Below are 26882 nucleotides of genomic sequence, written 5' to 3' on the forward strand. Positions count from 1 at the left end.
ACCCCCTATTTTAGTTTCAAAAGCATTGGTAACCTATAAACTATATATAAAACTGAAATAATAATTATAAAGTCTTCAATAAACTTTCCATTACTTGAACCAACTCTAAATGTAAAGGGAAATTTTATATTTTTATTCTTTAAAGGATAAAACAGAGGAACACCTCTGTTAGTAAACATATCACCTATAATATGACTGCTATATCCTACAATAAAATAATACACTAAATATATATTATTGTATCTTGAACTCATATAATTTGCTATAAATGCTAATATTATCATACCTAAAATGCTATGTGTAAATCCTGTCCTATGAGATGAAAATGCAACAATAACCAGTACTATTCCAGTCACCGTAAGTTCAGGTATATTTATATAAAATGTATTGAACATTATCAATGCCAGTCCTATACTTCCATATACAATTATTTTTACTAATTTACTTTTTACTGGCAATATATATCTATTAAATATGCTCTTAGGATGATCTATATCTGGCAAAAGCGCGGAAATAATTACAACCACTATAGCCATTATACTTAGTTTGCCAGGTATCTCACTGCTCAATGCAATTCCCACAGCTGCTCCCACTCCTGCATGAGTCTTTCCCGTCATGTATTTCTCCTTTGTTTAAGCACCATAAGTAAATAACGGTTAAATAATGCTAGTTAGTTATTTAAGGATGCCCTATGTTATTTATCTATTTTAAAAGTGATGTCTTTATAACTCCAGCTGCTATTTTAGCCGCCTGAATACCACCCTGACCTCCATCTTCAACTATTACAGCTACTGCAATCTTAGGATTTTCCATTGGAGCAAAGCCAATAAACCATGAATGTGGGTTTGCATTACTTCCCTCATCTTGATGATCTGCTGTACCAGTTTTTCCACAAACATTTAGTCCACTTATATCTGCATTCACCCCTGTACCATCTGTTACAACACCTCTCATAAACTCCTTCATAGTGGCTGCTACTTGCGGCGTAGTAATAGTTCCTATACTTTCAGGATTATAGGTCATTATAGTGTTCCCTGTGCTGGATATAACAGAATTGACAAGATGTGGTTTCATCATTACTCCATTATTTGCTATAGTACTTGCTATTAGTGCCATCTGCATTGGAGTAGCAAGATCTTGACTCTGACCTATAGCACTTTGTGCAATGTTTCCCTGTTCATTAGAAGCATAGGTAGGAAATCTACTTTTATCTATAACAATACCATCACTAGGTATATCCTTATTGAAATAAAAATCTTCTGCAGTCTTTTTTAATTTATTATTACCTAAATTTAAACCTAAAGTTCCAAATACCTGATTACTGGAATGTACATAGGCATCTTTGAAACTTATGTTTCCTAATACTTCTCCGTCAAAATTACTAAGTACATACTTTGAATTAAATCTAAGTCCTCCAGTATCATTAAATGTTTGATTCATAACACCATTAATATTTTCCAATGCACTTATAGCAGTAACTGTCTTAAAGGTAGATCCAGGCGGATATAGACCAGATACAGCTCTATTTAACAGTGGTCTATTTTTATCACTATTTATTGATTTCCACTCCTTTGTCAATGCACTATCGTTTGGATCAAAGGAGGGTGCTGATACCATAGCCAATATTTCGCCTGTTTTAGGATTAAGTGCTACCACTGCACCTCTTTTACCGCTATTTTCCAGCAAATTATAAGCCTGTTTTTGCACATTGCTGTCCAAGGTGGTTATAAGATCATCGCCCTTTTTATCTTCTGGTTTCATTGAACCTTTATTAGCTATAAGCTCCTGTAAGTACTGACTAATACTTAAATCATTAGCACCCATAAGATACTGATCATATTTGGCCTCAAGACCAGTTATACCATAGTTTGGATTAACATAACCTAATACATGTGCAAATACAGCCCCACCAGTATATTCCCTATTTTGAGTTAAAGTATTGACTCTTGAACTTTTTGTAAGGGCAACTTTATTTCTATCATAGATAGTTCCTCTCAGAACTTCATTTCTCTTAGCCCAAAGTCTTTTATTATCCGTATTATTAACAATTTTAGGAGCCACATATATTTCAAAGTAAGCAACATATGATATAACAACTACAAACAATAATAGAAAAACAAACAATACTTTCTTTATTCCAATTGAAATATCATTCACTTCTATCTCCTCCTTCAGAAATCTTTTGCAGTATTCCCAGTGCCATAAAGGTGATAATCATAGAAGTTCCTCCATAGCTTACTAAAGGCAGCGTAATACCGGTAAGTGGAATCATATTCGTAACTCCTCCCACTATTACTAATACCTGAGCTCCTATCATTGCACTATACCCTACAGCTAAAAGCCTTGAAAATTTATCTTCTGTAAATAAGGCTGCCCTCATACATCTATAAAAGAGCAAAAAGTATAAAATCATTATGGCAAATCCCATAAGTACTCCCATTTCTTCACTTATGGAGGCAAATATAAAATCTGAATCATTTATAGGAACAAAGCCTGGATATCCAAGTCCCAAACCGGTTCCAAATAATCCACCCCAAGCTATTGAGTACATTGATTGTACGACCTGATAGCTTTGATCTGTTTTATATGGCCAAGGATTTTGCCATATCATAACTCTAAGTCTGACATGTCCAAACAGTTTATAACTTATAAAAGCCCCCACTACAAATAACAGCAAGCAAATTATTACATACTTTAATTTAGCGGTACAAATATACAGCATAGTTACAGACATAGCGAAGAATATAAGAGCTGAACCAAGATCCTTTTGCAGTACCATAAAGCCAAGTGAAACCATAACTACAAATGCTGGTTCAATAAGTTGTTTAAAATTCTTATACTTACTAAAAGCTGATGCTAAATAGGCAATTAAAAATAATTTAGCAAACTCCGATGGTTGAAAACTAAATCCGTGAAAATGAACCCAGTTCTGTGAACCATTCACATCAGCTGCTCCTATAAAAGTAGGCATAGATATAAATATCAGTGTTAAAACAAGATATACATATCTGAATTTTACGTATTTTTTTAGTTCTGGTAATAGCACTACTATTAAAATAAAGCATACTATACCTATTACAAAAAATATAATTTGCTTTATGGCATCCGTAGGTTTTAATCTATATATCATTACCATACCTATACTAGAAAGTATACAGGCAAAGATAAGAACATATTTATCACCATCTGGAAAAAACTTTCTTACTATAAAATTGGCATAACCCATAAGTACGCATATAACTGCGCCTATGATTATGGCTGATTTATCAAAAGGAGTTTTTATTAAAAACAAATTAAAAAAACTTACTATACAAAAAAGATATGTGACTCTAAGTAATCTTTTTTCTTCTTTTATACTATCCATAACTCACCTATCCTATTACCTTAAATACAATAGTTCCTATTTCTATTCTATCTCCTGAACGAATATATACTTTTTCATATACCTTTTCTCCATTTATTTTTGTACCATTAGTACTTTTCAAATCTTCCAATATGTAATTATTATTTTTTAGGTAAATTCTAGCATGATGTCCCGAAATATACTCTTCTGAAAGAACAACTGTATTATCCTCTTTTCTTCCAATGGTGACTTCCCTATTTATTGGTATTACTGAACCCTTTCTCATCATATTGCTCATTCCGCCATCTATAACTTCTAATCCAAAGGTCTTTTTACTTTTTACCTGCTTCTTATCACCATTTTTCATATCCTTATACATTATCCTGAGTGCAAAAGCAATTATTAAGTATATTATTGCAATAATTATTATTTTAAAAATTAAACTTAATTTACTAAGACCTGAGCTGTCTAATAATGCTCCTAAGTATAAATTATTTAGTAACAAACACTTCACCTTCTTGCAGTTGTAATATAAAGGACCAGCATAATTATTCATGCTAGTCCTAGTACAATTATAGCATTTTTTTTAAATATTGTCCTGTATAAGATAAATTATTTTTTACTATCTCTTCCGGAGTACCTGTGCACAATATATTTCCACCTTTTTCTCCACCCTCTGGTCCCAGGTCAATAATATAATCTGCACATTTTATTACATCTAAATTATGCTCTATGACCACAACAGTGTTTCCAGCATCCACAAGTCTTTGAAGTATTTCAATAAGTCTATTTACATCATCTATGTGAAGTCCTGTGGTAGGTTCATCTAATATATAAAGAGTTTTTCCTGTGCTTCTCTTTGAAAGTTCATAGGCAAGCTTTATTCTTTGAGCTTCCCCTCCGGAAAGCTGTGTTGAAGGCTGACCAAGTCTTATATATCCCAGTCCAACATCCATCAAAGTTTCTAATTTATTCTTAATTCTAGGTATATTTTCGAAGAATTTTACAGCTTCTTCTACAGTCATATTAAGTACATCATCTATATTCTTATTCTTATATTTTATCTCTAGAGTTTCTCTATTATACCTTTTTCCCTTACACACTTCGCAGGGAACATATACATCTGAGAGGAACTGCATTTCGATTTTTATAATTCCATCACCCTTACAGGCTTCACACCTTCCACCTTTAACATTAAAGCTAAATCTTCCAGGTTTGTAGCCTCTCATTTTAGCATCATTAGTTACAGAAAACAATTCTCTTATTATGTCAAACACACCGGTATATGTAGCCGGATTAGATCTTGGTGTTCTTCCAATAGGACTTTGATTTATATCTATTATTTTATCAATATTTTCTATACCTTGTATTTCCTTATGCTTTCCAGGATTGGCTTTACTATTATTTATCTTTTTATTAAGCCCTTTAAACAATATTTCATTTACAAGAGTACTCTTTCCTGAACCAGAAACACCAGTTACACAAGTAAATACTCCTATTGGAAAATCAACTTTAACATTTTTCAGATTATTTTCTTTAGCACCAATTACTTTAATAAAGTTTTCATTATGTTTTCTTCTTTTTTGTGGCACATCTATTTTTTTATCTCCAATAAGATACTGTCCCGTTACAGATTTTTTACATTTTTTAATTTCATCCAAAGTACCAGCTGCAACTATTTCTCCACCATGCTCACCAGCCCCAGGTCCTACATCAACTATGAAATCTGCCTCCCTTATAGTATCTTCGTCATGCTCAACTACTACAAGAGTATTTCCTATATCTCTTAAATGCTTCATAGTTGCTATTAATTTATCATTATCCCTTTGATGAAGTCCAATACTAGGTTCATCAAGTATATATAGAACCCCCACAAGACTTGATCCTATTTGAGTTGCAAGCCTGATTCTCTGAGATTCTCCCCCTGAAAGTGTTCTAGCGGCTCTTGTAAGATTTAAATAATCTAAACCTACATCAATTAAAAATTTCAACCTACTCTGTATTTCTTTTACTATCTGACTGCTTATTATTTTATCTTTTTCACTTAATTCAATATTATTTATAAAAGCAAGTTCATCCCTAATTGGCAAACTACAAAATTCAAATATGTTTTTACCACCTACAGTAACTGCCAATACTTCTGGCTTAAGTCTGGCTCCTTTACATTTTGGACATGGATTGTCACTCATATAATTTTCTATTTCACCTTTTATATAATCAGAACCACTTTCCATATATCTTCTTCTAAGTTCATTTACAATGCCTTCATATTGATGATTAAACTGCATATTCTGATCATCTTTATTGTAATAAACCACAAGTTTTTCACCTTTGATTCCATGAAGTATAATGTCCACTATCTTAGGATCTAAGTCTTTTATAGGCGTATCAATGCTGAAATTATATTTTTTCTGAAGGGCTGTGAGAATGCTGTAAGTCCATGAGTCTTCTTTTAATCTCCCCTCACCCCAAGGAGCTATAGCACCTTCTGCTATACTTTTCTCCCTATCTGGTATAACTAAATCTTCATCAATCTCCATAAGCGTTCCAAGACCATCACATCTATCACATTTTCCAAAGGGTGAATTGAAGGAAAACATTCTAGGAGCAAGTTCCCCAATACTGATTCCACAATCTGCACAGGCAAAGTTTTCACTAAAAAGCATATCCTCTTCACCCACTACATTTACTATTACCATACCCTCCGCAAGCTTTAAGGCCGTTTCCAAAGAATCTGTGAGTCTTCCCTCTATTCCTTCTTTGACTACAATTCTATCCACTATAGCATCTATGTAATGCTTTTTATTTTTTTCCAATTTGATGTCTTCGCCCTCAATTTCCTGAATCTCTCCATCAACTCTCACTCTTACAAAGCCATTCTTTTTAATATTCTCAAATACCTTTGCATGCTCACCTTTTCTTCCACTTATTACAGGAGCTAATATTTGTATTTTTGTCTTTTCAGGCAACTCTAAAATCTTATCTACCATTTGGTCAATAGTTTGCTGTTTTATTTCCTTACCACATTTAGGACAATGAGGTGTACCTATTTTAGAATAAAGGAGCCTTAAATAGTCGTATATTTCTGTAACCGTTCCAACTGTAGATCTAGGATTCCTACCTGTCGTCTTCTGATCAATAGATATAGCAGGAGAAAGTCCCTCGATATATTCCACATCAGGCTTATCCATTTGCCCTAAAAATTGTCTTGCATAGGAAGATAGAGATTCCACGTATCGCCTTTGTCCTTCTGCATAAAGTGTATCGAAGGCCAGTGAAGATTTTCCCGATCCTGATAGTCCCGTAAACACAACAAATTTATCTCTAGGTATTGTAAGATCTACATTCTTCAAATTATTTACCTTAGCACCTTTAATAACTATTTTATCCTGCAAAGTATTCAACTCCTTATTCAGTAATGAAAAAGTACTAACCTTTTAATTTATTAGTTCTTTTCACATTGTTTTCATTTTTCTTCAGTTTCTTTTTCAATCCTAAAATTATATCTCTAAGCTCTGCAGCTCTCTCAAACTGAAGATCCTTGGCCGCCTGCTTCATTTCTTCTTCGTACTTATTCATAAGTTTCTCTATATTTTCATTATTTGCACTTACTGCTTCTTCTAAACTATTATATTCAGCTTTTTCTTCTGCAACTTTAGATATTTCCAATATATCTCTTATATCTTTTTTTACAGTAGTAGGTGTAATTCCATTGTCTGTATTATATTGAATCTGAATAGTTCTTCTTCTATTAGTTTCACTTATAGCTTTATCCATAGATCGTGTTATGGTATCTGCATACATTATAACCTTGCTTTCAGAATTCCTGGCTGCTCTTCCTATAGTCTGAATAAGTGATGTCTCTGATCTTAAAAACCCTTCTTTATCTGCATCTAATATAGCTACTAAAGCCACCTCTGGTATATCAAGGCCTTCTCTTAGAAGATTTATTCCAACTAAAACATCAAATTCTTTTTTTCTAAGTCCTTGAATTATTTTCATTCTCTCTATAGTATCTATGTCAGAGTGCATATATCTAGTTTTAATATTCATTCCCTTTAAATAATCTGTTAGGTCCTCGGCCATTTTTTTAGTCAAGGTAGTAACTAATATTCTAAAGCCTCTATCTATGGTTTCATTTATCTTTGTATATAAATCATCTATCTGACCTTTAACAGGAAGTACAATTATTTCGGGATCTAGTAATCCAGTAGGTCTTATTATCTGTTCTGCTATATTAGTTGAATGCTCCAATTCGTATTTCGCTGGTGTAGCACTTACAAAAACTATATCATGAAATTTTTTTTCAAATTCTTCAAACTTAAGCGGCCTATTATCAAAAGCAGAAGGAAGTCTGAATCCATAGTCCACCAAAGTATTTTTTCTTGACCTATCACCACCATACATGGCTTTAACCTGTGGAAGTGTTACATGACTCTCATCAATAAAAAGTAAGAAATCCTCTGGAAAATAGTCTATAAGAGTCTTAGGTGGTTCTCCCGCTGCTCTACCATCCATAATTCTGGAATAATTTTCAATACCAGTACAGTACCCAACTTCTCTCATCATTTCTATATCAAAATTTGTTCTCTGCTTGAGTCTTTGTGCTTCTAAAAGCTTATCTTCTGCGGTAAGTTCTTTGAGTCTTTTTTCAAGTTCAAGCTCTATTTTATTTATAGCTATTTCCAATCTATCTCTTGAAGTAGCAAAGTGAGATGCAGGGAAAATAACTGCATGTTTTAATGTGCCTATTATATTTCCAGTTAACACATCAAATTCTTTTATCTTATCAATTTCATCTCCAAAAAATTCTACTCGTATACCCTTGTTTGTGGATGAGGCTGGGAAAATATCTAAGGTGTCTCCTCTCACCCTAAATGTTCCTCTGATAAAATTTATCTCATTTCTCTCATATTGAATTTCTATAAGCTTTTTTAATACCTGATCCCTGTCTTTTTCCATGCCTTCCCTTAGGGAAATAGATAATTTTTTATATTCATCAGGATTACCTAGTCCATAGATGCAGGAAACTGAAGCTACAATCACCACATCTTTTCTTTCAAAAAGAGCAGATGTAGCGGAATGCCTAAGTTTATCTATTTCATCATTTATAGATGCATCTTTTTCTATGTAAGTGTCTGTTTGAGGAACATAGGCTTCCGGCTGATAGTAGTCATAGTAGGATACAAAATATTCAACTGCACTATCTGGAAAAAACTCTCTAAATTCAGAACATAATTGTGCTGCTAGAGTTTTATTGTGTGCTAAAACTAATGTTGGTTTTTGCAGCCTTTCGATTATGTTAGCCATAGTAAAAGTTTTTCCTGAACCTGTAACCCCAAGAAGAGTTTGAAATTTATTACCTGTTTTAATTCCATCTACCAATTTATCTATAGCAGCTGGTTGATCTCCAGTAGGCTTAAATTTTGAATGTATCTTAAATTCACTCATATATAACCTCCATTGAACGTTTGTTCGCATAATAATTTTACACTTTCAATATAATATTGTCAAATTATTTATATGAAATTACTTTAATTCGTAATATTTAAAGATTGCGAATTAAAATTGGAAAAATCTACACCCTTGGGGTGCAAATTTTTCCATTTATTAGTTCGCCATTTCTTACTATTTGAAATTAAAATTATATAAAATTAATGGGAGCAAAACCTCCCCTATGATTATTTTCTATCTTCTTTATCTTCTTTATCTTCTTTATCTTCTTTTTCCTTCTTAACTTTTTCCAAAGTATCTTGAAAGGAACTTCTATCAAACTTCATAACTACACTATCCTTTGGAATCATCCTTGGAACAAAAACTATACCTAATCTTTTACTTTTGTTCATCTTATTATAATTTACCTGCTCCAATTTTCCTTGAACAGTTTTTATCTTAAGCCATATAAATGTAGATACATTATTTAAAGCCTCCAGCATATCCTGTTCGCTTACTATCTTCTTATCATTTACTTCCACCAATACATCGCCGCTTTTAATTCCCATTTCAAAAGCTGGGGAAAAAGGGGCCACTTCTAATACCATAAGTCCATCATCTGTACTTACATATTTGGGCTTCCCTTTTGCTTCTATATAATCTTGAATTTTAAGCATTATTTCATGAGCTAATGGTGCAAAAATAGCCACTAAAAATTCAGCTCCTAAATTTATTTTTCCAAATTGTGAAACTAACAGCAGCACAACACCATAAATTGATATTCCCATTCCTGATGATATTACTTTTTCTTTTCTAGTCTTTGTAAAAGTTATGGAGTTATATCCCATAACACCATAGAAGGCAAAGAATCCAATAACAGCGTCCTTTATTAAATTATAGCTGAAGGATCTAATCGCGGGCCACCAGGTTGGTATAGCTGCTTCAGTTCCACCTGAAATATTCTGATTACTCATAATAAACATTAACGCTACAGGTATTACCCAATATCTCTTAAGGGCAAAACCTCCTATAATAGTATTATTTTTATTAGTAAATACAGGTATGGTTCCTCTATCTCCATCTATAATTACAAGTACTCCTTCTATCATATGTAATACAGCCACAAGGGAAATTATCATTACCACATCAACCTTTAAGAAATCAAATTGAGGTATACTTATATGATAGACCGATTCTATAAACTGTATACCAACACTTATTAATGACAGTATTCCAGCAGAATATGAAAAACATATAAATCTATTTCCAAATACCATCAGTATGATAGATATCATAAACAATAACGCTATAGTTGCTTCACTAATAAATACTATCCCCAGATAAGAAATTATCAAACTGGCCACAGTACCTGCAAATATACCAAGTACTATCTGGGATATAGTTAATTCAAAAGATGAGTTTATTTTTTCACCTATTATCATCTTCTGCATCATAATAGTTTTTTTATTCCTTGTGTATAGTATAAACCCCAACATAAGAAGTATAAAAACGTATGGTGGTGTAATTATCACCTGTGAAATAGATCTAAGTACATATAATGCAATATCCATGAAAATAAAATTCCCCTCTCACCAAACTACTTTACCCTGTGACTATATCACATTGACTTCAGATGAAAATGATAGCATCTGAAGTCATTATTTTATCTTATTTATATCAATTCATCTAAACTTAGTGGGAATACAAACTCCCACTAAGTTTAGATGAATTATCTCAGATAAATTACTTAACTTTACTATTGATTACTTCCAGTGCCTTTTGAAATTGTGGATCTGAATTCCTATCATAAGGCTTATTTACTAGATCCTGTGGATACTTAACTTCAATATCAGGCTGAAATCCACTATGATTTATATTTTCATTTAATGGAGTATACCACTTTGATATTGTCACTTTTAATTGAGTATTATCTCCAGTGTTAAATGTAGTTTGAACTACACCCTTACCAAAAGTCTTTTCACCAATTAATGTACCCGCTTTATAGTCTTTTATTGCACCAGAAAATATTTCCGACGCACTGGCAGTATTGCCATTTGTAAGTACTACCAGTGGAATACCCACAGTATTTCCACCCTCTGATTTGTAAATTTGTTTTTTATTATTTTTATCCACAGTATAGACTACAGTCTTTCCCTTATCTATAAAGTTTGATGCAACTTTTAAACAATCATCTAAAACTCCGCCACCATTATCTCTTAAATCTAAAATTAAACCTTTCATACCAGCAGCCTTAAGTTCCTGTAATTTCTTATCAAAATTTTCTCCAGTATTTTCATCAAACATAGATATATCTATGTATCCAATATTATTTGAAAGCATCTGTCCAGTGACTGTATTATAGGCAATCTTTTTTCTTTGAGCAACAACATCAAAATTTTCTCTTCCAGTTCTTGCTATAGTTAGAGTTACGTTTGTATTCTCCTTACCCTTCATCATAGAAACCGCCTTATTAAGATCTGCTCCAGCAATGGCTGTTCCATCTATCTTAACTATAGCATCCCCTGCCTTTATACCAGCTTTTTCTGCTGGGGAAGCATCGAACACAGCATTAACTGTTACTTTATTATCCCTATTTTCTACCTGAATACCAATTCCCACATACTCTTGACCTTGAATTTGGGTATTAAATGATTTAGTTTCATTGGCATCCATAAATACTGTATAAGGATCATTAAGTGCATTAGTCATACCCTTAATAGCACCACTTACCAATGCATTATCATCAATTTTACCATCATAATACTTGTATAATTGATCTCTCACTGCAAACAATTTTTGAAATTTTAACACTTCATTTAAATCGGCTTTGCTTATCTCTACATTTCCATTAGGTAAGCTTAAAGAAACTCTATTTCCAATGCTAAAGGCCAGTATATTTGTTATTATCAATATGGCCACAGTACATATTACCCATTTTCTTTTATTATTTATCAACAATATTCACTCCTTCATTTGCTAGTACTCTCTTATTATTTATGTAAATATGAATTAATTATAACACTATAAAAAAATAAATTGCAAAATTCTTTTTAAAATTCAAGAATATTTCAAACAAATGAAAATTTTATTAAAATATAATGATAAAAATAAATTGGCATGCAATAATAAACCGACCTCTGCATGCCAAAATTATATATTTAATTTTCCCTATACAACATATGTTTACTTTTTAAACAATAAGAAATTTTCTAATTGCTATTATACTTCCAATTGCTCCTATAAATATTCCAATAAGAATAAATGCCCAGGATATATTAGTCAATATATATATAGGACTTATAAATCTCATCATCATAGATACAGAAGAAGTTACTTTAGAATAAGCTAATCCGTATACGTAGTATAAAAGTAAAATCGATATAATAGCCCCGAATAACCCTATTACCATTCCTTCTATAATAAAAGGCCATCTTATAAACCAATCTGTAGCTCCTATATATTTCATTATATTAATCTCTCTACGTCTTGAATATACTGCAAGTCTAATAGTGTTACCTATAAGAAATAATGAAACTCCTATTAATATAATAAATAAGGCTACTCCAACCCATTGTACAGTTTTAGTGATAGCTGAAATTCTATTAACTATATCACGTCCATCCTTTGCCTGTTCTATACCATCCATATATTTGCCATCAGGCTGTAACGCACTAACAACTTTAGACACATAGTCAGGCTGCTTAACCTTTACGATATAGGAATTCGGAAGGGGATTATCATTTTCCATCCCTGCAACTAGGCCTTTATTTTTATCCCCTAATTGCTGCTTTAAATCTTCCAATGCCTGTTTTTTACTTTTAAATGTAACACTAGTTACCCCATCTAGTTTACTTATTTTATTGTAAGCAGCTTGCTGTTGATCTATTTTAATATCATCTTTTAAAATAACCTGAACTTCAATTTGAGATTCCACATCAGTTATAGCAACCTTAACATTTAAGAGAAGCATTGCAAAAGCACCTAAAATAAAAAGTGTAGCCATTACTGTAGCCGCTGATGCCAAACTTATTGTAGCATTTCTTCTTATACTTTTTAAAGCATCCATGATAAATAGTTTAATCGTACTAATCCTCATCGTATCTACCCCTCTGTTCGTCTCTAGCTAAAATTCCCTTTTCAATAGCCAGCACTCTTTTTTTCATATCGTTAACTATATTTTTAGCATGAGTTGCCATTAAAACAGTAGTTCCAGCTCTATTTATATCACTTAGTATATTCATTATGTCATTAGCAGTCTCTGGATCAAGATTTCCCGTAGGCTCGTCCGCTATCAGTATAGAAGGATTATTTACTATAGCTCTAGCTATAGAAACTCTTTGCTGTTCTCCGCCAGAAAGTTGATTTGGGAAATCTTTGTACTTATTGGATAAACCAACCATAGCCAATACCAAAGGAACTCTTTTCTTTATTTCCTTATTACTTGCCTGAATAATCCTCATGGCAAAAGCTACATTTTCATATATATTAAGTGTAGGTATAAGTCTAAAATCTTGAAAAATCATACCAACTTTTCTTCTATAATATGGAATTTGTTTTCTTGACAATGTAGTAATATCAGTATCACTTACTACAATAGACCCAGCAGTAGGCTCAATTTCTCTCATTAGTAATTTTACAAAAGTAGATTTACCAGCTCCACTTGGGCCAACTAAGAAAACAAATTCACCCCTTTTTATAGTTATGTTGATATTTGACAGTGCAACAACATCATTCATATAAACTTTACTGACATTTTTAAACTCGATCATTATCTTTCTCCCCAATTTATATTGTTTTTCTTTACAAGACATGTATATAGTAATTATAGCATACTTAAAGGTTTTCTAAAGTCATATTTTTATTAAAATTGTATTAATTTTATTGAATAAATTCACCTATACATTATAATACTTAATAATTTAAGTTTTTTCTACAAAATATTTTTTCATATACAGTTAAAATCTTCATAAATATATAATATAATTAAAATTATGCATTTACTTATATGCAATTAGTACCTTTTATTTACAGCACAATAAAAGGATTCACATAATGCCTTTAATTCATTATAACATTTTAGAAATTGATCTTTTCCTGACTGAAAGGTTCAGACCTCCACCTCTAAGCGAAACGAAGGTGGGATTTTCCAATCAGGTGGGGTAGACTCCCCACATGATTTACCGATGTTTCAGCTTGATGAAACGAGTTCACTACTAACTAATCCTCACCTACTATGTTATTAAATCCTTCTCCTAGAACTTCACGTGCATCACTGACAGTTATAAATGCTTTTGGATCAACTTCCTTTATGTATTTTTTTAATTTTATAAATTCATTTCTACTGAGTACTGTATAAAGTATAAAAGTATCTTCCCAGGAATATCCGCCCTTACCATTAAATACAGTACATCCTCTATTAAGTTTTTCTATGATGTATTTACTTATTTCATTATTTTTTTTGCTTATTATCATTACCTGCTTACATACATTAAAGCCTTCAATTACCATATCTATTATAAATCCGTGGAGTATAACCGAAAGCAGTGAAAACATACCAAGATCAGCACCAAGAGTAGCACCAGCAAAAAGTGTTATAATAAGATCTACAATTAATAAAGCTTTACCAATATCAATATGAAAAAATTTATTTAAAATCTTTGCAATAATATCTGTTCCTCCAGTAGATGCATTCTGGTTAAAAACTATTCCCATACCTATACCACTTAAAAGAGTTCCAAATAAAGTAGCAAGTAATGTATTGTTAGTTATAGTTCCAAAAGTGAAGAATTTATCCATAATCCAAACTGCACCTGAAAGCCCTAAGCTTGAATATATAGTCTTAGCACCAAATTTCCCTCCTATAGCACTAAAAGCTACTATAAACAAAGCTGAATTTAATACCGTCATTAGAAGTCCTACAGATAATTTAGGGAAAATTTCATTAACTATTATTGCTATTCCCATAATTCCCCCGGCAGCTATTTTATTTGGTTCTAAAAAAAACTTTATACCAAGAACAACAATTAAAAATCCTATAGTTATTAATGCATATTCTTTTAATTTTTTCATTTTATCACCCTTATCGTTATTTCTTGTCAAGCAGCTTAAAAATAAACAGTTTAGTTTTTTAATCTTATTACTCATTTTCAGCTGTCTTATATATTTTTCCTACAAACATGCAATATTTATACCATTATATCCATTGAAAAGTATACCACAAAATAAGCTAAGCATTGACAAGAAAATTAGAAATTCAAATATAAAAGCAAGAGAGTTTGTATTTAATTGATAAAAATAAAGTGTAGAGATAAATAAAAAGACTGTAACAAGGATAAGTATCACATCAAATCACCTTAGTCACAGTCTATAATATTATTATTTTTTATAAGTATAATATAGTAATAATACTATTATTATAGCTAAATTTGTTACATAGCCATATAAAATACTTACTACTTATCAAATATTAACTAATTATTTTTTAAACTTATTCCATTTTTAACTTGCTTTACTATATCCTCAGCAGTTAAATTATAAGCTTTTAAAAGTTCATCCGGTTTTCCACTTTCTCCAAATACATCTTTAATTCCAACTCTAAATACAGGAACAGGATAATTTTCGCCAATAATTTCACAAACTGCTGAACCTAAGCCTCCAATTATGCTATGCTCCTCAGCTGTTACAATAACACCTGTCTCCCTAGCGGCAGAAATTATTATATCTGCATCTATAGGTTTTATTGTATGTATGTTAATAACTTTAGCACTTATTCCCTCTGACTTCAAAATATTGTAAGCTTCTAAAGCTGCATCTACCATAATACCAGTAGCAACAATTGCAGCATCTGTACCTTCTCTTAAGACAACACCTTTACCAAGCTCAAATTTATAATCAGGTGTATCATTTATAATATTTACCCCTGCTCTCCCAAGTCTAACATAGCAAGGTCCATTATATTCAGTTATAGCTTTAATAGCTGCCTCCGTTTCAACAGCATCACTAGGACATATCACTGTCATATTCGGTATGCTTCTCATTAAAGATATATCTTCTACAGATTGATGTGAAGCTCCATCTTCCCCCACTGTAAGCCCTGCATGGGTAGCACATATCTTTACATTCAATTTAGGATAACAAATAGAGTTTCTTATTTGTTCAAAAGCTCTTCCTGCTGCAAATATAGCAAAAGTACTGGCAAAGGCAATTTTACCACAGGCAGCAAGCCCTGCTGCTACTGACATCATATTTCCTTCTGCTATTCCCATATTAATAAATCTATCAGAACACTCTTTTTTAAACTCAGCTGTTTTTGTAGATTTAGATAAATCCGCATCCAATACAACAATTTTTTTATTTTCTAACCCTATATTAGCTAGTGCTTTTCCATAGGCTTCTCTAGTAGCTACTTTTTTTGACATTATTTTACCCCTCCTATATCCTTTATAATTAGCTATCCTTCACTTATTGCTCCATTTCAGCTTCCATAATCAAATAATCTTTTAAATTATTCAGCTCCAAGTTCACTTAAAGCCTTGCTGCATTGCTCTTCATTTGGCGCAGTTCCGTGCCAGCATGCTTCATTTTCCATAAAGCTTACACCTTTTCCCTTTACAGTTTTACAAACAATTACTGTAGGCTTACCTTTAACATTTCTAGCTTCATCAATTGCCGCTATCAAAGCATTAAAATCGTGTCCATCTACATCAATTACATTCCAATTAAAAGCTCTAAACTTATTACTTACTGGCTCTGGTGACATTACATCTTCACATTTCCCATCAATCTGAAGTCCATTATGGTCAACAAAAGCAGTTAAATTATCTAATTTATACTGTGCAGCTGCCATGGAAGCTTCCCAAACTTGTCCTTCTTCTAATTCACCATCTCCGAGTAACGCATAAACTCTATAATCCTTTTTATCAAGCTTTCCTGCAAGAGCCATTCCTACTGCTGCTGAAATCCCCTGTCCTAAAGATCCTGTGGACATGTCTACTCCAGGTACATAATTCATGTTAGGATGACCTTGTAATATAGACCCAAACTTTCTAAGCCCCTTTAGTTCATCTTTATTAAAATAACCTCTTTCAGCCAATGTACTGTAGAGAGCTGGTGCTGCATGCCCCTTAGATAGCACAAATCTATCCCTATTATCATCCTTTGGGTTTTCAGGATTTATATTCATCTCTTTAAAATATAAAGTTGTCATTATTTCTACTGAAGATAGAGAACCTCCTGGATGGCCTGAAGCTGATTCAGTTAACATTGTTATGATATCTTCTCTAATACTTACAGCAGTTTTCTTAAGAAGCTTTAGATCATTTTCCATATTTTTACCTCCTAGCTTATTACCGTGCATTAGTATAACACATTTATGTATATATAATAACACATATATAAACAAAATAACATATATTTAAAAATTTATTTTGTTTATGTTGATTAAATATGCAATTTATATACTTAATTTATACTATTTATTAAATCAAATAATTTTTCTTCTGATTATATTAATTAGATTTGTATAATAATAATTATTATAGACATAATATGAATGTTAGTTGTTCTTTGCAAACTGAATATATATGGTTTTATGAAGTTCTTACTTCTATAATTTAAAGTAATTCACCAATAGAAAAACTATTTAACAAAACGTGCGAAATTCTCCTATCCTCTTAGGTGGGAGATGAATAGCACTTGCCGATAGGCAACAAATTAATTATAATAAAATTATAGGTTTACAAACGTTATTTGTAAGATAACACTACCGTGGGTACTACGGGAAGGATTTTCCTCATAAAAAATCCATAGCCTTGGAAACTGATATCCTGTAAAAGAAAATTTCCCTTCTGGTTAGGATGGATTAAAGGAAGCCATACACTTCTATAAGTGATGGTAGTTCACATGCAACTAAAAAATAGCATTCCAGAATAAACTAGAGTGCTATTTCAAATTTATAATTTTAAAATGACTTAAAAAATTAATCACATTTAAGCGCTATACTAACCAACAGTGACTTATCTACTTTTTCCATATCACTATCTGTCATATGGCCTATTTTTTCTTTAAGCCTTTTCTTGTCAAGAGTTCTTATTTGTTCTAACAAAACTACCGAATCCTTATTTAATCCATATTCCTCTGAAGAAATTTCAACGTGAGTTGGAAGTTTTGCCTTATTTATCTGCGAAGTAATTGCAGCCACAATTACTGTAGGACTGTATTTATTACCTATATCATTTTGAATAATGATAACAGGTCTTATTCCACCCTGTTCTGATCCAACTACTGGACTTAAGTCAGCATAGAATATATCTCCTCGTTTCACCACCATCGTCATCAGGCAAATCACTCTCCGAAAGCTTAACTTCATATTCTTTTAATTCATTTATATCAGAACAAAAACCCATTTCACAAATTTCCAGGTTTAATTCTGACATTTCCATATATCCCTCTTTCATTGCTTCTATAAAATTGATTTTTTTCTTCTCTTCTATATATAATATTATTGCTTCACGAATAAATTCACTTCTTTTTTTACAATCTTCCTTTAGTGCTTTATCGAATTCACTGCAAAGTGTATCTGAGAGGTTTACTACTAATCTCTTTGAGCTTGACATTGGACAATTAATACCTCCTATTTACCAAAACGAAAATATGTATGTATCCATTATAATTTAAAATTTGTCAATATGTCAAAGGATTTACTTCAATTATCTACATTTTTCTTATGTATATACTATACATAATTTCTTATTTTTATAACTTTTTCATTTTTTATGTAAACTCTAGGAACTCTTTTACTAATCATGCAAACCACTTCATAATTTATAGTATGTATATGCCCAGCTATATCATCTGCATTAAATTTACAATTATGAGACTCACCCATAAGAATAACTTCATCCCCAACCTTAGCAGTACTAATTTCAGTTATATCCACCATACATTGATCCATACAAATCCTACCAACTACTGGAGCAAATTTATCGTTTATTATAACTTTTGCCTTGCCAAACATAAGTCTCGTATATCCATCAGCATATCCTACAGGAAGAGTAGCTATAACACTGTCTTTTTCACATCTGAATTTTCTCCCATAACTTATATACTCTCCTTTTTTAAGAGTTTTTATGTGTACTATATTGGTTTTCAGAGTCATTACAGGTTTTAGTTCTAATTTTTTCTTATTTACTTCCTCAGATGGATAGTAGCCATAAAGTATTATTCCAGGTCTTACTCCATCTAGATGTGTATCTGGCAAATCCATAATAGCAGCACTATTAGCTATATGTCTTACCCCCACTGAAACACCTCTGCTTTTTAATTTTTCATAAAAACAATTAAAATTATCAAATTGCTTGTAAGTATATTCTTTATTATCTTCATCCGCTGTAGAAAAATGAGAAAATAATCCTTCTATCTCTATATTGGGTAATTTATTTATTTTGTATACATCCTCTACACTTTTTTCATCAGATAAAAATCCAATTCTACCCATACCTGTATCCAAGGCTATGTGTATTTTAACCTTTATATGCCTTTTTTCAGCTATTTTAGAAAGTTCCAATGCATAATCGTAGGAAAATACAGTTTGTTCTATATCGTATTTCAATATATCATCAGCTAAGCTTAAAGGTGTATATCCTAAAATCATAATGGGGCAATCAATTCCAGCTCTTCTAAGTTCTACTGCTTCGCTTATAACTGCAACTGCTAACCTAGTAACACCATTTTCTAAAAGCACAGGGGCTACATCAATAGCTCCATGCCCATAGGCATCAGCCTTTACTACACCAAAAATTTCGGTACTTTTAGCAAGTTTTTTTATACCTTTCATATTAAATTCTAAATTATCAAGATTAATTTCTGCCCAAACAGGTCTTAAATGTTTAAACAAAGTGCATCACCTTTCCAAATATATCATCTAGTTTTTATTGATTAAACTCAAAAAGAGTTTTATCCACATTACAGTTAGGTATAAAATTTTTGTAAGTTACTATTAATTTTTCTTTTCCATTTTTATCGTATATAATTAACTTTTCAGGAAGCTTCTTATCAACCTCAATATATAGAACACCATAGTTTATATTCCTATTGCTATCAGGCATATCTGTATTCACTAATTCATATTTATCATTATCTATAGTTTCAAAAGAAGTTTTTATATTTTCATTGGTATATAAAAGATCAATAAAATTTCCTAAAAAACTTAGTTTATATACATCATCAAAACTCATATCAGTTGTATATTTTTGTCCATTTTGCAAATCAGTAACATAAATTTTATCTTCCCTATATATTAATACTCTTTCGTTATTTAACTCTAATCTATATCCTAACCCTAAAGAATATATTTGTCTACCACTGTAGTTCAACTTTTGTTTATCATTTTTAACTTCCATATTCATATCTGTACTATAGCTTTTTAAATTTTTTAAATAGGTTATAGTATCTTTCTCTCCCTTATTTTTAGATCCACATCCAGTTACAGATATAATAAGAACAAAGAATGTAAATATTAATAATATCTTTTTCATAATTCCTCCAAATGCGTCATCTTCAAAGAAATATACAGCTATATGTATTATGCTTCACTTACTATTCCTTTTCATATGCCAATTATTCAACTTTAGGCATATTCAAATAAATAACTAGTCAGTATGCTAGCATCTTTGACTTACTATTTATTTTCACATGCCTTATTATTAATACTATTCAATCCTTGTCCCAAGAATTCATATTTAATTATTAATTTTGTAATTCTTTTATTATATATGGAATTTTATTTAGTATGTCAGTGGCACTTACATTAAACATTTCTTTAGACAACATTTCTCCGCAGTATCCATGTAAAAATGCACCTGTCATAGCAGCAGTAATAGGCTTTTGCCCTTGAGCAATAAATGAAGTTATTATTCCCGTTAAACAATCTCCCATTCCCCCAGATGCCATGGAGCTATTACCTGTGGGATTTACTATAGTTATATTTCCGTCAGTAATAATAGTATTATACCCCTTTAAGAGCAAGATAACTTTATAAGTTGTGGCAAAATCCTTTGCAACTTTCATTTTATTTTCCTCTATGTATTCTATAGAAAAACCAGTAAGTCTAGCCATTTCTCCTAAATGAGGAGTCAATACTACAGGCACTTTCACATTATTCAATATACTTAAATTATTACTTAATGCATTTATTCCATCCGCATCTATAACTACCGGGCAATTACTAACTCTTAATACACTATCTACAATTTTAAATGTCTTCTCATCATTACCCATACCAGGCCCTAGGGCAATACAATTACTATTTGTCAAAAGCTTATCTATACCATCATTATCTTTAGAAGATATAGTCATTGCCTCTGTAAGCCTATTTTTTAAAATTAGAAGTATATCTTCATCACAGCATAGTGTTATAAGTCCCGCTCCACTTCTTACCGCTGCTTCTGTACATATGTAAGCTGCACCAGTATATTTTTTTGAACCTGCAAAAATCAGAACTCTTCCATAATTGCCTTTATGGGCATATTTATTTCTAGGTTTAACATTTTCCTTAAACATGTATCTTTCTGTGATAAATCCACCTTCATGATATTTATCTATTACAAATTGTGGTATACCTATTTTTTCAACTATAATTTTACCTGTATATTTTTCTGAGTCATAATTCAAGAATCCGCTTTTATAAAGTTCAAAGGTTACAGTTTTATTACTTATAATACAATTACCCATTTTATTGCCATTATTACTATTTAGTCCAGATGGAACATCTATAGATAATGTAAAATTTGTATTTTCATTTATAACAGATATAACCAAGGTATGAATTCCCTGTACATCTCTACTTATACCGGTACCGAGAAGTGCATCTATAGTAATATCCGAACGAGTCACAGCTAATTTCAACGCATCTATATATTCTAAACTTACAATATTAATAATATTTATCTTCATATTCTTTAAAATTAAATAATTAGCTTTACAGGAGTCACTCATTTTATCCATGCTACCTACAAAAAATACTTGTACCTCTTTGCCAAGGGAGACTAAATGCCTTGCTACTGCTAGTCCATCTCCTCCATTGTTTCCAGAACCACAAACTACAGTAAAAGATATGTTATTTTTTAAATCTATATTATTTATAATCTTTAAAGCTGCATTTTCCATTAAAATAAGTTCAGAAATACCTAATTCATTTATACAATAACTATCAATTTTTCTCATAACAGCACTTGATGCAAACTTCAATTAAATCACCTCTAAAACGGCATATGCTATTGCATTTTCTTTACTATGGGATATACTTAAATGTATTTTGTACTTTCCAAATTTATTAGCTATTTGCTTTGCCTTACCCTTTAATACTACTACTGGTTTCCCCTTAACATTTCTGTCTATTTCTATATCTCGAATGCTAAACTGCATAAAACCAGTTCCTAAAGCCTTTGATATGGCTTCCTTGGCTGCAAATCTTCCTGCTGCATATTCCGGTCTAAAATTTCTACTTTTTAAATATTCAATTTCAATTTCAGTATATACCTTTTCTAAAAATAATGAATTTTTATCTATAGCTTCTTTTATCCTTTGTATCTCTACTATATCTATGCCTACTCCTAATATCATTTAGCATCCTCCCATTTAAGACCTCTTAAAAATAGCTAATTCATCTAAACTCAGTTGGAATACAAACTCTCACTGAATAAGATCTATTGATATGCCTAAATTACATTACTGCTTGTACAAATTTTATTCCATTTTCAAATTTACTTATAAATTTATTATAATATATATGACAAGCTATGATAAAGCTGTTATTTGTAAAAAGATAATTAATAAAAAATTAAAGAGAGGTTTCCCTCTCCTACCCAATAGAAATTGTTTTAATTACATCATCAAAATCAACAATATATTCATCAACATAATCTCCAATAATTTCAATTGCATTTATTGGAGATACATCGTTATTATACAATAGTTTTACTAATTCCTGCACTTTATATCTTTGCGGACTTATGTTATATACGCTATCTCTTTCTAAATTAACAGTCTTTCCATTTACAATATCCATTCTTTCAATTTCAATTCCATAGGATTGTACCTCATTTACACCATAATCATAGAGAATTATATTAGATTTTGTTATTCTATACTCATATTTATATTCAGTGTCCCCATCTACTACTGATTTACTTAAAGTATCCACTATATTCATTATAATATTCCCCCCAGTACTTGTTAAAATTATATTAACACTGATAATCAGAAAAAAGTGTCAATTTGTGCTATGAGGTAATAATTATTTGTCCTTTTAAAATGACAGTATTATTATAAATATCTCTCTAAAACAATATAATATATATTTATATATTATCAATCATATACTTTCAATAAAATTATTTGTCGATTTCTATATATTTTCATCATATATTTTTTTAAAATATTCCAATAAAATTCTATCTTCGATTCCTATATAACTACATATATCTTCTAATATTAGTATGCTAATAATGATTATGGAAATATTCTTTCCCCTGTAATTATCAAAACCATATCTGCTTTTATATTCATCTAGGATCCTTCCATTATATTTTATATCCATATATATTTCGTTTAAAACTCTATAAATTATTTTATAAGAAACAACTATAAAATCTCGCTTTATTTTATCTTTACCATTTATTATCTCCCATACTATTTTATTAAGCTTTGCACCCTTATAGTACTGTTCCATTTGAATATTATAGTAATTTCCTATGTATTTTCCTACAATTTTTGAATCAATAATGGCAACTTCACCTTTTGTATTAAACATTACAGAAAATTCTAAATCTTTTTCATCTTGATTTTTAATATCATTTAATAGCTCTTTCATCTTATTATTAAAGTAAGTGGTATATCTTGCATCAAAAACAATATATTCTAACTCCTTAGAAGCAGCTAAAGAAACAAAATCGTAAAAATTTTTAAAAAGTTTCCCCATATAATCTTTATTATTCATAACTATGCAGCACATCCTCTCATAATTTCAACTAAACCCACTGTTGTAACAATAATATTATATATTTCCCTTAAAAAATTTTTTTACTCAAATAAATACAACACTTCATCTAAATTTGTAATTTTATAAATAAAAAACACTATCAAATTTATACATAACAATTTGATAGTGACAGCTTTTTTAATTATATATTTAATATTTTTAGTCTTCATTTACTTTCTTTAGTTCTTTCTGTTCCATTACCATAGTGTTAAATTCAACATATCCCTTCCAACGCCATCCAAGTTTAATTAATTTTTTCTCATGTCTTAGTGCTACTCTTCTCATGTCTATACCCTCTTCAGATAATTTATTAAGCATTCCAAGGCACATCTGCATAGTATCAAATAATTCTTCCGCAATATATCCTTTATTCATTCCACCCTTTATTGCATTATCCAATTCTTTTTGTTCAATCTCTAACTTTTTAGATAATTCTTCTAGAGTATATTTATCATTATCCACATCTAAATAACTATTTTTACTTAATATAGGAAATTTCATTATATAACCTCCTTATTTTGTTAAGGTATAATATTCTAAATTTTATATATTATGTCTTATTATTAAAATAGCCTTTTTTTCACATTTTAATACTTATTGTATTCCAATAAACAAAAATGTTGATAGTTATTGGGATTTTTGAATTTAAATTTGCGTTCTTATTTTCCTAATAATAATTCATTCTTTAGTATTCATCTATCAAATTTTATATTAATTTTGTTAAAATATTTTTACCCATTATTGTTTAAAAAAATATATATTGTCAAGAATTATTGATGAGCTAACTTTTATCATAATATTACCACCATAAAATCAACCTAAAATTTTATAATAAAAGATAGGATGTCAGTTAGGCATCCTATCTTTTATTATAAAAACATTATTTTACATATATTTCTTTGAATTAAAATTTTTATTTAAAGCAAAATATAATTGTTAATAAATTTTACTGATTGTAAAAATAAAAGGAGGCTTTATCAATGGTAAAAAAAGAAAAAACAGCTGCTGATAATCAATGGGCATCAATTCCTGAAGATTCACCAGAAAAAATAAATTCTTCTCATAGACAAGAAAAAACAGCTGGTGACAATCAATGGACATCAACTATAAAAAATCACATTAATGAAAAATAATACCGCAAGTTAAAACAGAGTTATATATAAAGTATTTCCTGTAAAAGCTTATAAATAAATCTGGTAATAAAAACACTATGAACCCATAGTGTTTTTATTATCTATACTATTTCTTCTATTTCTACGTCAATTTCTTCCTCTGATTTAGTCAAAAGTAATACTATACCTATGAAAGTTATAACTCCTGCTACAGCAAATGGGATTACAGCAGAAAATATATTACCTAACATTCCTGATAAAACTGGTGCTATAGCTGCACCAAGCCAACGTACAAAATTATATGCACCTGAAGTAATGCCTCTTTCATAAGGAGATGTCTCCATAGCATAGCTAGTAAACAATGCATTATTTAAACCCGATATTAAACCGGAGATTACTATTAACATAACTTTTACTGTTACAGAATTAATAAAAAATAGACCTAATAAAATTATGACAAATATCAATAAAGTAAAAGGTAATATGGATTTAGGCGAAAACTTATCTTCAAATATGTGAGAAAGCACAGCTGAACCTAAAGCTAACATTAATCCCCATCCAAAATATACAAAGCCTAGTTGAATAGACGAAAGTTTAATAACAAGGGGACCATAAGCTAATATTACAAAAAAACTGTAAAAATAGCACATAGAAGACATTGCCACACTTAAAAAAGGAGGGAATTTAATTAATTTTAGCAGTTCCTTTCCTCCTGCTATCTTGCGTTTAGTCTTTATCTGTGGTTCATAAACAAAAAGTAAGACTAGAATAAATGCTATTAAAATTAAAAGACTGGTTGCAAAGAATGGATATCTCCAGGAACGTCCACCTAAGAATCCTCCTACTAGAGGCCCTACCGCCATTCCAAGGCCCATGGAACCTTCATACATTCCTATTGCGAGATTTGAATCCGGCGTAAATGCAATTAACAAAATCATTCCTGTAGCAAAAAATAGTGAATTGCCAAGACCCCATCCAGCACGAAATATAGAAAGTTGTGAAATGCTGCCTGAACTTCCACATAGAAAAGAAAAGGCCGCAACTAACCCTAAACCTATTATAATAACTTTCTTATTTCCCAATTTATTAGATATAATACCCGACGGCAGCATCATAAAAGCCATAGTCAAAATATATGCGGTAAATAACATTTCAACTTGCCAGGAGCTTGCACCTATGCTTTTAGCAATTATAGGCAGCAAAGGATCCACAACGCCAATACCCATAAATGCTAGAAATGCAGCAAATACAGTAACATATCGTGCACGAACTTGTTTACTTAATACACCCTTCATAAAAAATCCTCCTAAATAATTATAATTTTATAGATTAATGATTAATCAATTATTGATATATCAATAATTGATTAAAAAAAATTATTCTAGATGTGAAATTAATTTATTTAATAAATATCTTAATTGTTTTTCTTCACCCTCAGTAAATATGGAGTTAATTTCTTCTGAGTTATTTGTTACTACTAATAGTATTTTATTATATAAATTAAGTCCCTTTTCAGTAATGTATACTAGATATTCTCTTCTATCATTATCTGAATTTTCCCTCTTAACAAGTTGTTTTTTTTCAAGTATATCTAAAATTCTAGTAAGAGCTGCCCTATCTTTAAGCAATTTTTCCCCTAATTCTTTTTGATTACATCCCTCTTTTAAATATACCATACTCAAAATACTCCACTGCTCTGAGGTAATCTCAAATTTTTTAAGCCTCTGCTGAAGTCTATTTTTTGTCAAATATCTTGCTTTATAGATTAACCATCCAATAGTTTCATCAATAACATATTTCATAAAATTCACCTTGCTAACCTTTAGACATTACATATATTATATGAGCATACAATTGATATGTCAATTATATACTTACTTTCTATATAAGCCTATTCCTCTACTTAAGGCATATTCAAATAAATAACTAGTCAGTATGCTAGCCTATTTTGAATCCT

General features: G+C 30.7%; 25 protein-coding genes. 1 reads left to right on the forward strand and 24 read right to left on the reverse strand.

The window, feature by feature from the left end:
• Positions 1-5 precede the first annotated feature (5 nt).
• The 22 genes from ABF633_RS05845 to ABF633_RS05950 all read right to left on the reverse strand — a co-directional run bounded on the left by ABF633_RS05845 (position 6) and on the right by ABF633_RS05950 (position 24314).
• Positions 6-617, reverse strand: a complete 612-nt coding sequence (locus tag ABF633_RS05845) for a metal-dependent hydrolase (protein ID WP_415522711.1) — start codon at positions 615-617, stop codon at positions 6-8.
• Between the two features lie 85 nt (positions 618-702).
• Positions 703-2157: a peptidoglycan D,D-transpeptidase FtsI family protein gene (locus ABF633_RS05850; RefSeq protein ID WP_415522712.1), complete on the reverse strand. Its 1455-nt coding sequence runs from the start codon at positions 2155-2157 to the stop codon at positions 703-705.
• On the reverse strand, positions 2150-3364 hold the full coding sequence (locus tag ABF633_RS05855; RefSeq protein WP_415522713.1) for an FtsW/RodA/SpoVE family cell cycle protein: 1215 nt from the start codon (positions 3362-3364) through the stop codon (positions 2150-2152). Before ABF633_RS05855 ends, ABF633_RS05850 begins: the two co-directional genes overlap by 8 nt.
• A 7-nt stretch (positions 3365-3371) precedes the next feature.
• Entirely contained in the window at positions 3372-3848 is a 477-nt protein-coding gene (locus tag ABF633_RS05860) for an FHA domain-containing protein (RefSeq protein WP_415522714.1), read from the reverse strand.
• Positions 3849-3915: 67 nt separating this feature from the next.
• Positions 3916-6738 (reverse strand): excinuclease ABC subunit UvrA, encoded by a 2823-nt coding sequence (gene uvrA, locus ABF633_RS05865; protein ID WP_415522715.1) that lies wholly within the window; start codon positions 6736-6738, stop codon positions 3916-3918.
• Between the two features lie 34 nt (positions 6739-6772).
• Positions 6773-8794: an excinuclease ABC subunit UvrB gene (uvrB, locus tag ABF633_RS05870; protein WP_415522716.1), complete on the reverse strand. Its 2022-nt coding sequence runs from the start codon at positions 8792-8794 to the stop codon at positions 6773-6775.
• A gap of 230 nt (positions 8795-9024) precedes the next feature.
• A complete protein-coding gene (locus ABF633_RS05875) occupies positions 9025-10347 on the reverse strand; it encodes a PDZ domain-containing protein (RefSeq protein WP_415522717.1) in 1323 nt (440 codons plus the stop codon).
• 172 nt (positions 10348-10519) lie between these two features.
• Complete coding sequence (locus ABF633_RS05880; RefSeq protein WP_415522735.1) at positions 10520-11728, reverse strand: S41 family peptidase; 1209 nt, start codon at positions 11726-11728, stop codon at positions 10520-10522.
• A gap of 238 nt (positions 11729-11966) precedes the next feature.
• Positions 11967-12872, reverse strand: coding sequence for a permease-like cell division protein FtsX (gene ftsX / locus ABF633_RS05885; protein ID WP_415522718.1), 906 nt, complete (start codon positions 12870-12872; stop codon positions 11967-11969).
• Positions 12862-13545: a cell division ATP-binding protein FtsE gene (gene ftsE / locus ABF633_RS05890; RefSeq protein ID WP_415522719.1), complete on the reverse strand. Its 684-nt coding sequence runs from the start codon at positions 13543-13545 to the stop codon at positions 12862-12864. Before ftsE ends, ftsX begins: the two co-directional genes overlap by 11 nt.
• Before the next feature lie 448 nt (positions 13546-13993).
• Positions 13994-14845, reverse strand: coding sequence for a YitT family protein (locus ABF633_RS05895; protein WP_415522736.1), 852 nt, complete (start codon positions 14843-14845; stop codon positions 13994-13996).
• A 401-nt stretch (positions 14846-15246) separates the two neighbouring features.
• On the reverse strand, positions 15247-16194 hold the full coding sequence (locus tag ABF633_RS05900) for a transketolase family protein (protein WP_415522720.1): 948 nt from the start codon (positions 16192-16194) through the stop codon (positions 15247-15249).
• A gap of 86 nt (positions 16195-16280) precedes the next feature.
• The gene (locus tag ABF633_RS05905) at positions 16281-17102 is read right to left on the reverse strand and encodes a transketolase (RefSeq protein WP_415522721.1); all 822 of its coding nucleotides are present in this window, start codon (positions 17100-17102) and stop codon (positions 16281-16283) included.
• A 651-nt stretch (positions 17103-17753) separates the two neighbouring features.
• On the reverse strand, positions 17754-18110 hold the full coding sequence (locus ABF633_RS05910) for a type II toxin-antitoxin system PemK/MazF family toxin (RefSeq protein WP_415522722.1): 357 nt from the start codon (positions 18108-18110) through the stop codon (positions 17754-17756).
• On the reverse strand, positions 18070-18390 hold the full coding sequence (locus ABF633_RS05915; RefSeq protein WP_415522723.1) for a CopG family ribbon-helix-helix protein: 321 nt from the start codon (positions 18388-18390) through the stop codon (positions 18070-18072). The genes ABF633_RS05910 and ABF633_RS05915 overlap by 41 nt, the downstream gene beginning before the upstream one ends.
• A 119-nt stretch (positions 18391-18509) precedes the next feature.
• On the reverse strand, positions 18510-19670 hold the full coding sequence (gene alr / locus ABF633_RS05920) for an alanine racemase (RefSeq protein ID WP_415522724.1): 1161 nt from the start codon (positions 19668-19670) through the stop codon (positions 18510-18512).
• A 34-nt stretch (positions 19671-19704) separates the two neighbouring features.
• Positions 19705-20310 (reverse strand): germination lipoprotein GerS-related protein, encoded by a 606-nt coding sequence (locus ABF633_RS05925; protein WP_415522725.1) that lies wholly within the window; start codon positions 20308-20310, stop codon positions 19705-19707.
• A gap of 211 nt (positions 20311-20521) precedes the next feature.
• Positions 20522-22021, reverse strand: a complete 1500-nt coding sequence (locus ABF633_RS05930; protein ID WP_415522726.1) for an NAD(P)H-hydrate dehydratase — start codon at positions 22019-22021, stop codon at positions 20522-20524.
• Positions 22022-22396, reverse strand: coding sequence for a holo-ACP synthase (acpS, locus tag ABF633_RS05935; RefSeq protein ID WP_415522727.1), 375 nt, complete (start codon positions 22394-22396; stop codon positions 22022-22024).
• A gap of 238 nt (positions 22397-22634) precedes the next feature.
• Positions 22635-22985 carry a DUF6514 family protein gene (locus ABF633_RS05940; RefSeq protein ID WP_415522728.1) on the reverse strand — a complete coding sequence of 117 codons (351 nt, stop codon included), beginning with the start codon at positions 22983-22985 and terminating at the stop codon, positions 22635-22637.
• A 195-nt stretch (positions 22986-23180) separates the two neighbouring features.
• Entirely contained in the window at positions 23181-23771 is a 591-nt protein-coding gene (locus tag ABF633_RS05945; RefSeq protein ID WP_415522729.1) for a hypothetical protein, read from the reverse strand.
• Between the two features lie 201 nt (positions 23772-23972).
• Entirely contained in the window at positions 23973-24314 is a 342-nt protein-coding gene (locus ABF633_RS05950) for a hypothetical protein (protein ID WP_415522730.1), read from the reverse strand.
• Positions 24315-24793: 479 nt separating this feature from the next.
• On the opposite strand from ABF633_RS05950, the gene ABF633_RS05955 reads away from it, so the two are divergent.
• Positions 24794-24946 (forward strand): hypothetical protein, encoded by a 153-nt coding sequence (locus tag ABF633_RS05955; protein ID WP_415522731.1) that lies wholly within the window; start codon positions 24794-24796, stop codon positions 24944-24946.
• A gap of 101 nt (positions 24947-25047) precedes the next feature.
• Here ABF633_RS05955 and ABF633_RS05960 read toward each other — a convergent pair whose 3' ends face one another.
• Together ABF633_RS05960 and ABF633_RS05965 are read right to left on the reverse strand one after the other, a co-directional pair.
• A complete protein-coding gene (locus ABF633_RS05960) occupies positions 25048-26220 on the reverse strand; it encodes an MFS transporter (RefSeq protein ID WP_415522732.1) in 1173 nt (390 codons plus the stop codon).
• An 81-nt stretch (positions 26221-26301) separates the two neighbouring features.
• On the reverse strand, positions 26302-26727 hold the full coding sequence (locus tag ABF633_RS05965) for a MarR family winged helix-turn-helix transcriptional regulator (protein WP_415522733.1): 426 nt from the start codon (positions 26725-26727) through the stop codon (positions 26302-26304).
• Positions 26728-26882: the final 155 nt, after the last annotated feature.

The sequence above is a fragment of the Clostridium sp. genome, assembly GCF_047718555.1.
Classification (GTDB): domain Bacteria; phylum Bacillota; class Clostridia; order Clostridiales; family Clostridiaceae; genus Clostridium_I.

Excerpts from the sequence above, each read along its gene's own strand:
- ABF633_RS05845 (WP_415522711.1), bottom strand. The coding sequence starts at position 617 with ATGACGGGAAAGACTCATGCAGGAGTGGGAGCAGCTGTGGGAATTGCA.
- ABF633_RS05855 (WP_415522713.1), bottom strand. The coding sequence starts at position 3,364 with ATGGATAGTATAAAAGAAGAAAAAAGATTACTTAGAGTCACATATCTT.
- uvrB (WP_415522716.1), bottom strand. The coding sequence starts at position 8,794 with ATGAGTGAATTTAAGATACATTCAAAATTTAAGCCTACTGGAGATCAA.
- ABF633_RS05875 (WP_415522717.1), bottom strand. The coding sequence starts at position 10,347 with ATGGATATTGCATTATATGTACTTAGATCTATTTCACAGGTGATAATT.
- ftsX (WP_415522718.1), bottom strand. The coding sequence starts at position 12,872 with ATGAGGATTAGTACGATTAAACTATTTATCATGGATGCTTTAAAAAGT.
- ftsE (WP_415522719.1), bottom strand. The coding sequence starts at position 13,545 with ATGATCGAGTTTAAAAATGTCAGTAAAGTTTATATGAATGATGTTGTT.
- ABF633_RS05895 (WP_415522736.1), bottom strand. The coding sequence starts at position 14,845 with ATGAAAAAATTAAAAGAATATGCATTAATAACTATAGGATTTTTAATT.
- ABF633_RS05900 (WP_415522720.1), bottom strand. The coding sequence starts at position 16,194 with ATGTCAAAAAAAGTAGCTACTAGAGAAGCCTATGGAAAAGCACTAGCT.
- ABF633_RS05905 (WP_415522721.1), bottom strand. The coding sequence starts at position 17,102 with ATGGAAAATGATCTAAAGCTTCTTAAGAAAACTGCTGTAAGTATTAGA.
- ABF633_RS05910 (WP_415522722.1), bottom strand. The coding sequence starts at position 18,110 with ATGACGATGGTGGTGAAACGAGGAGATATATTCTATGCTGACTTAAGT.
- ABF633_RS05915 (WP_415522723.1), bottom strand. The coding sequence starts at position 18,390 with ATGTCAAGCTCAAAGAGATTAGTAGTAAACCTCTCAGATACACTTTGC.
- ABF633_RS05925 (WP_415522725.1), bottom strand. The coding sequence starts at position 20,310 with ATGAAAAAGATATTATTAATATTTACATTCTTTGTTCTTATTATATCT.
- acpS (WP_415522727.1), bottom strand. The coding sequence starts at position 22,396 with ATGATATTAGGAGTAGGCATAGATATAGTAGAGATACAAAGGATAAAA.
- ABF633_RS05940 (WP_415522728.1), bottom strand. The coding sequence starts at position 22,985 with ATGAATATAGTGGATACTTTAAGTAAATCAGTAGTAGATGGGGACACT.
- ABF633_RS05945 (WP_415522729.1), bottom strand. The coding sequence starts at position 23,771 with ATGAATAATAAAGATTATATGGGGAAACTTTTTAAAAATTTTTACGAT.
- ABF633_RS05950 (WP_415522730.1), bottom strand. The coding sequence starts at position 24,314 with ATGAAATTTCCTATATTAAGTAAAAATAGTTATTTAGATGTGGATAAT.
- ABF633_RS05955 (WP_415522731.1), top strand. The coding sequence starts at position 24,794 with ATGGTAAAAAAAGAAAAAACAGCTGCTGATAATCAATGGGCATCAATT.
- ABF633_RS05960 (WP_415522732.1), bottom strand. The coding sequence starts at position 26,220 with ATGAAGGGTGTATTAAGTAAACAAGTTCGTGCACGATATGTTACTGTA.
- ABF633_RS05965 (WP_415522733.1), bottom strand. The coding sequence starts at position 26,727 with ATGAAATATGTTATTGATGAAACTATTGGATGGTTAATCTATAAAGCA.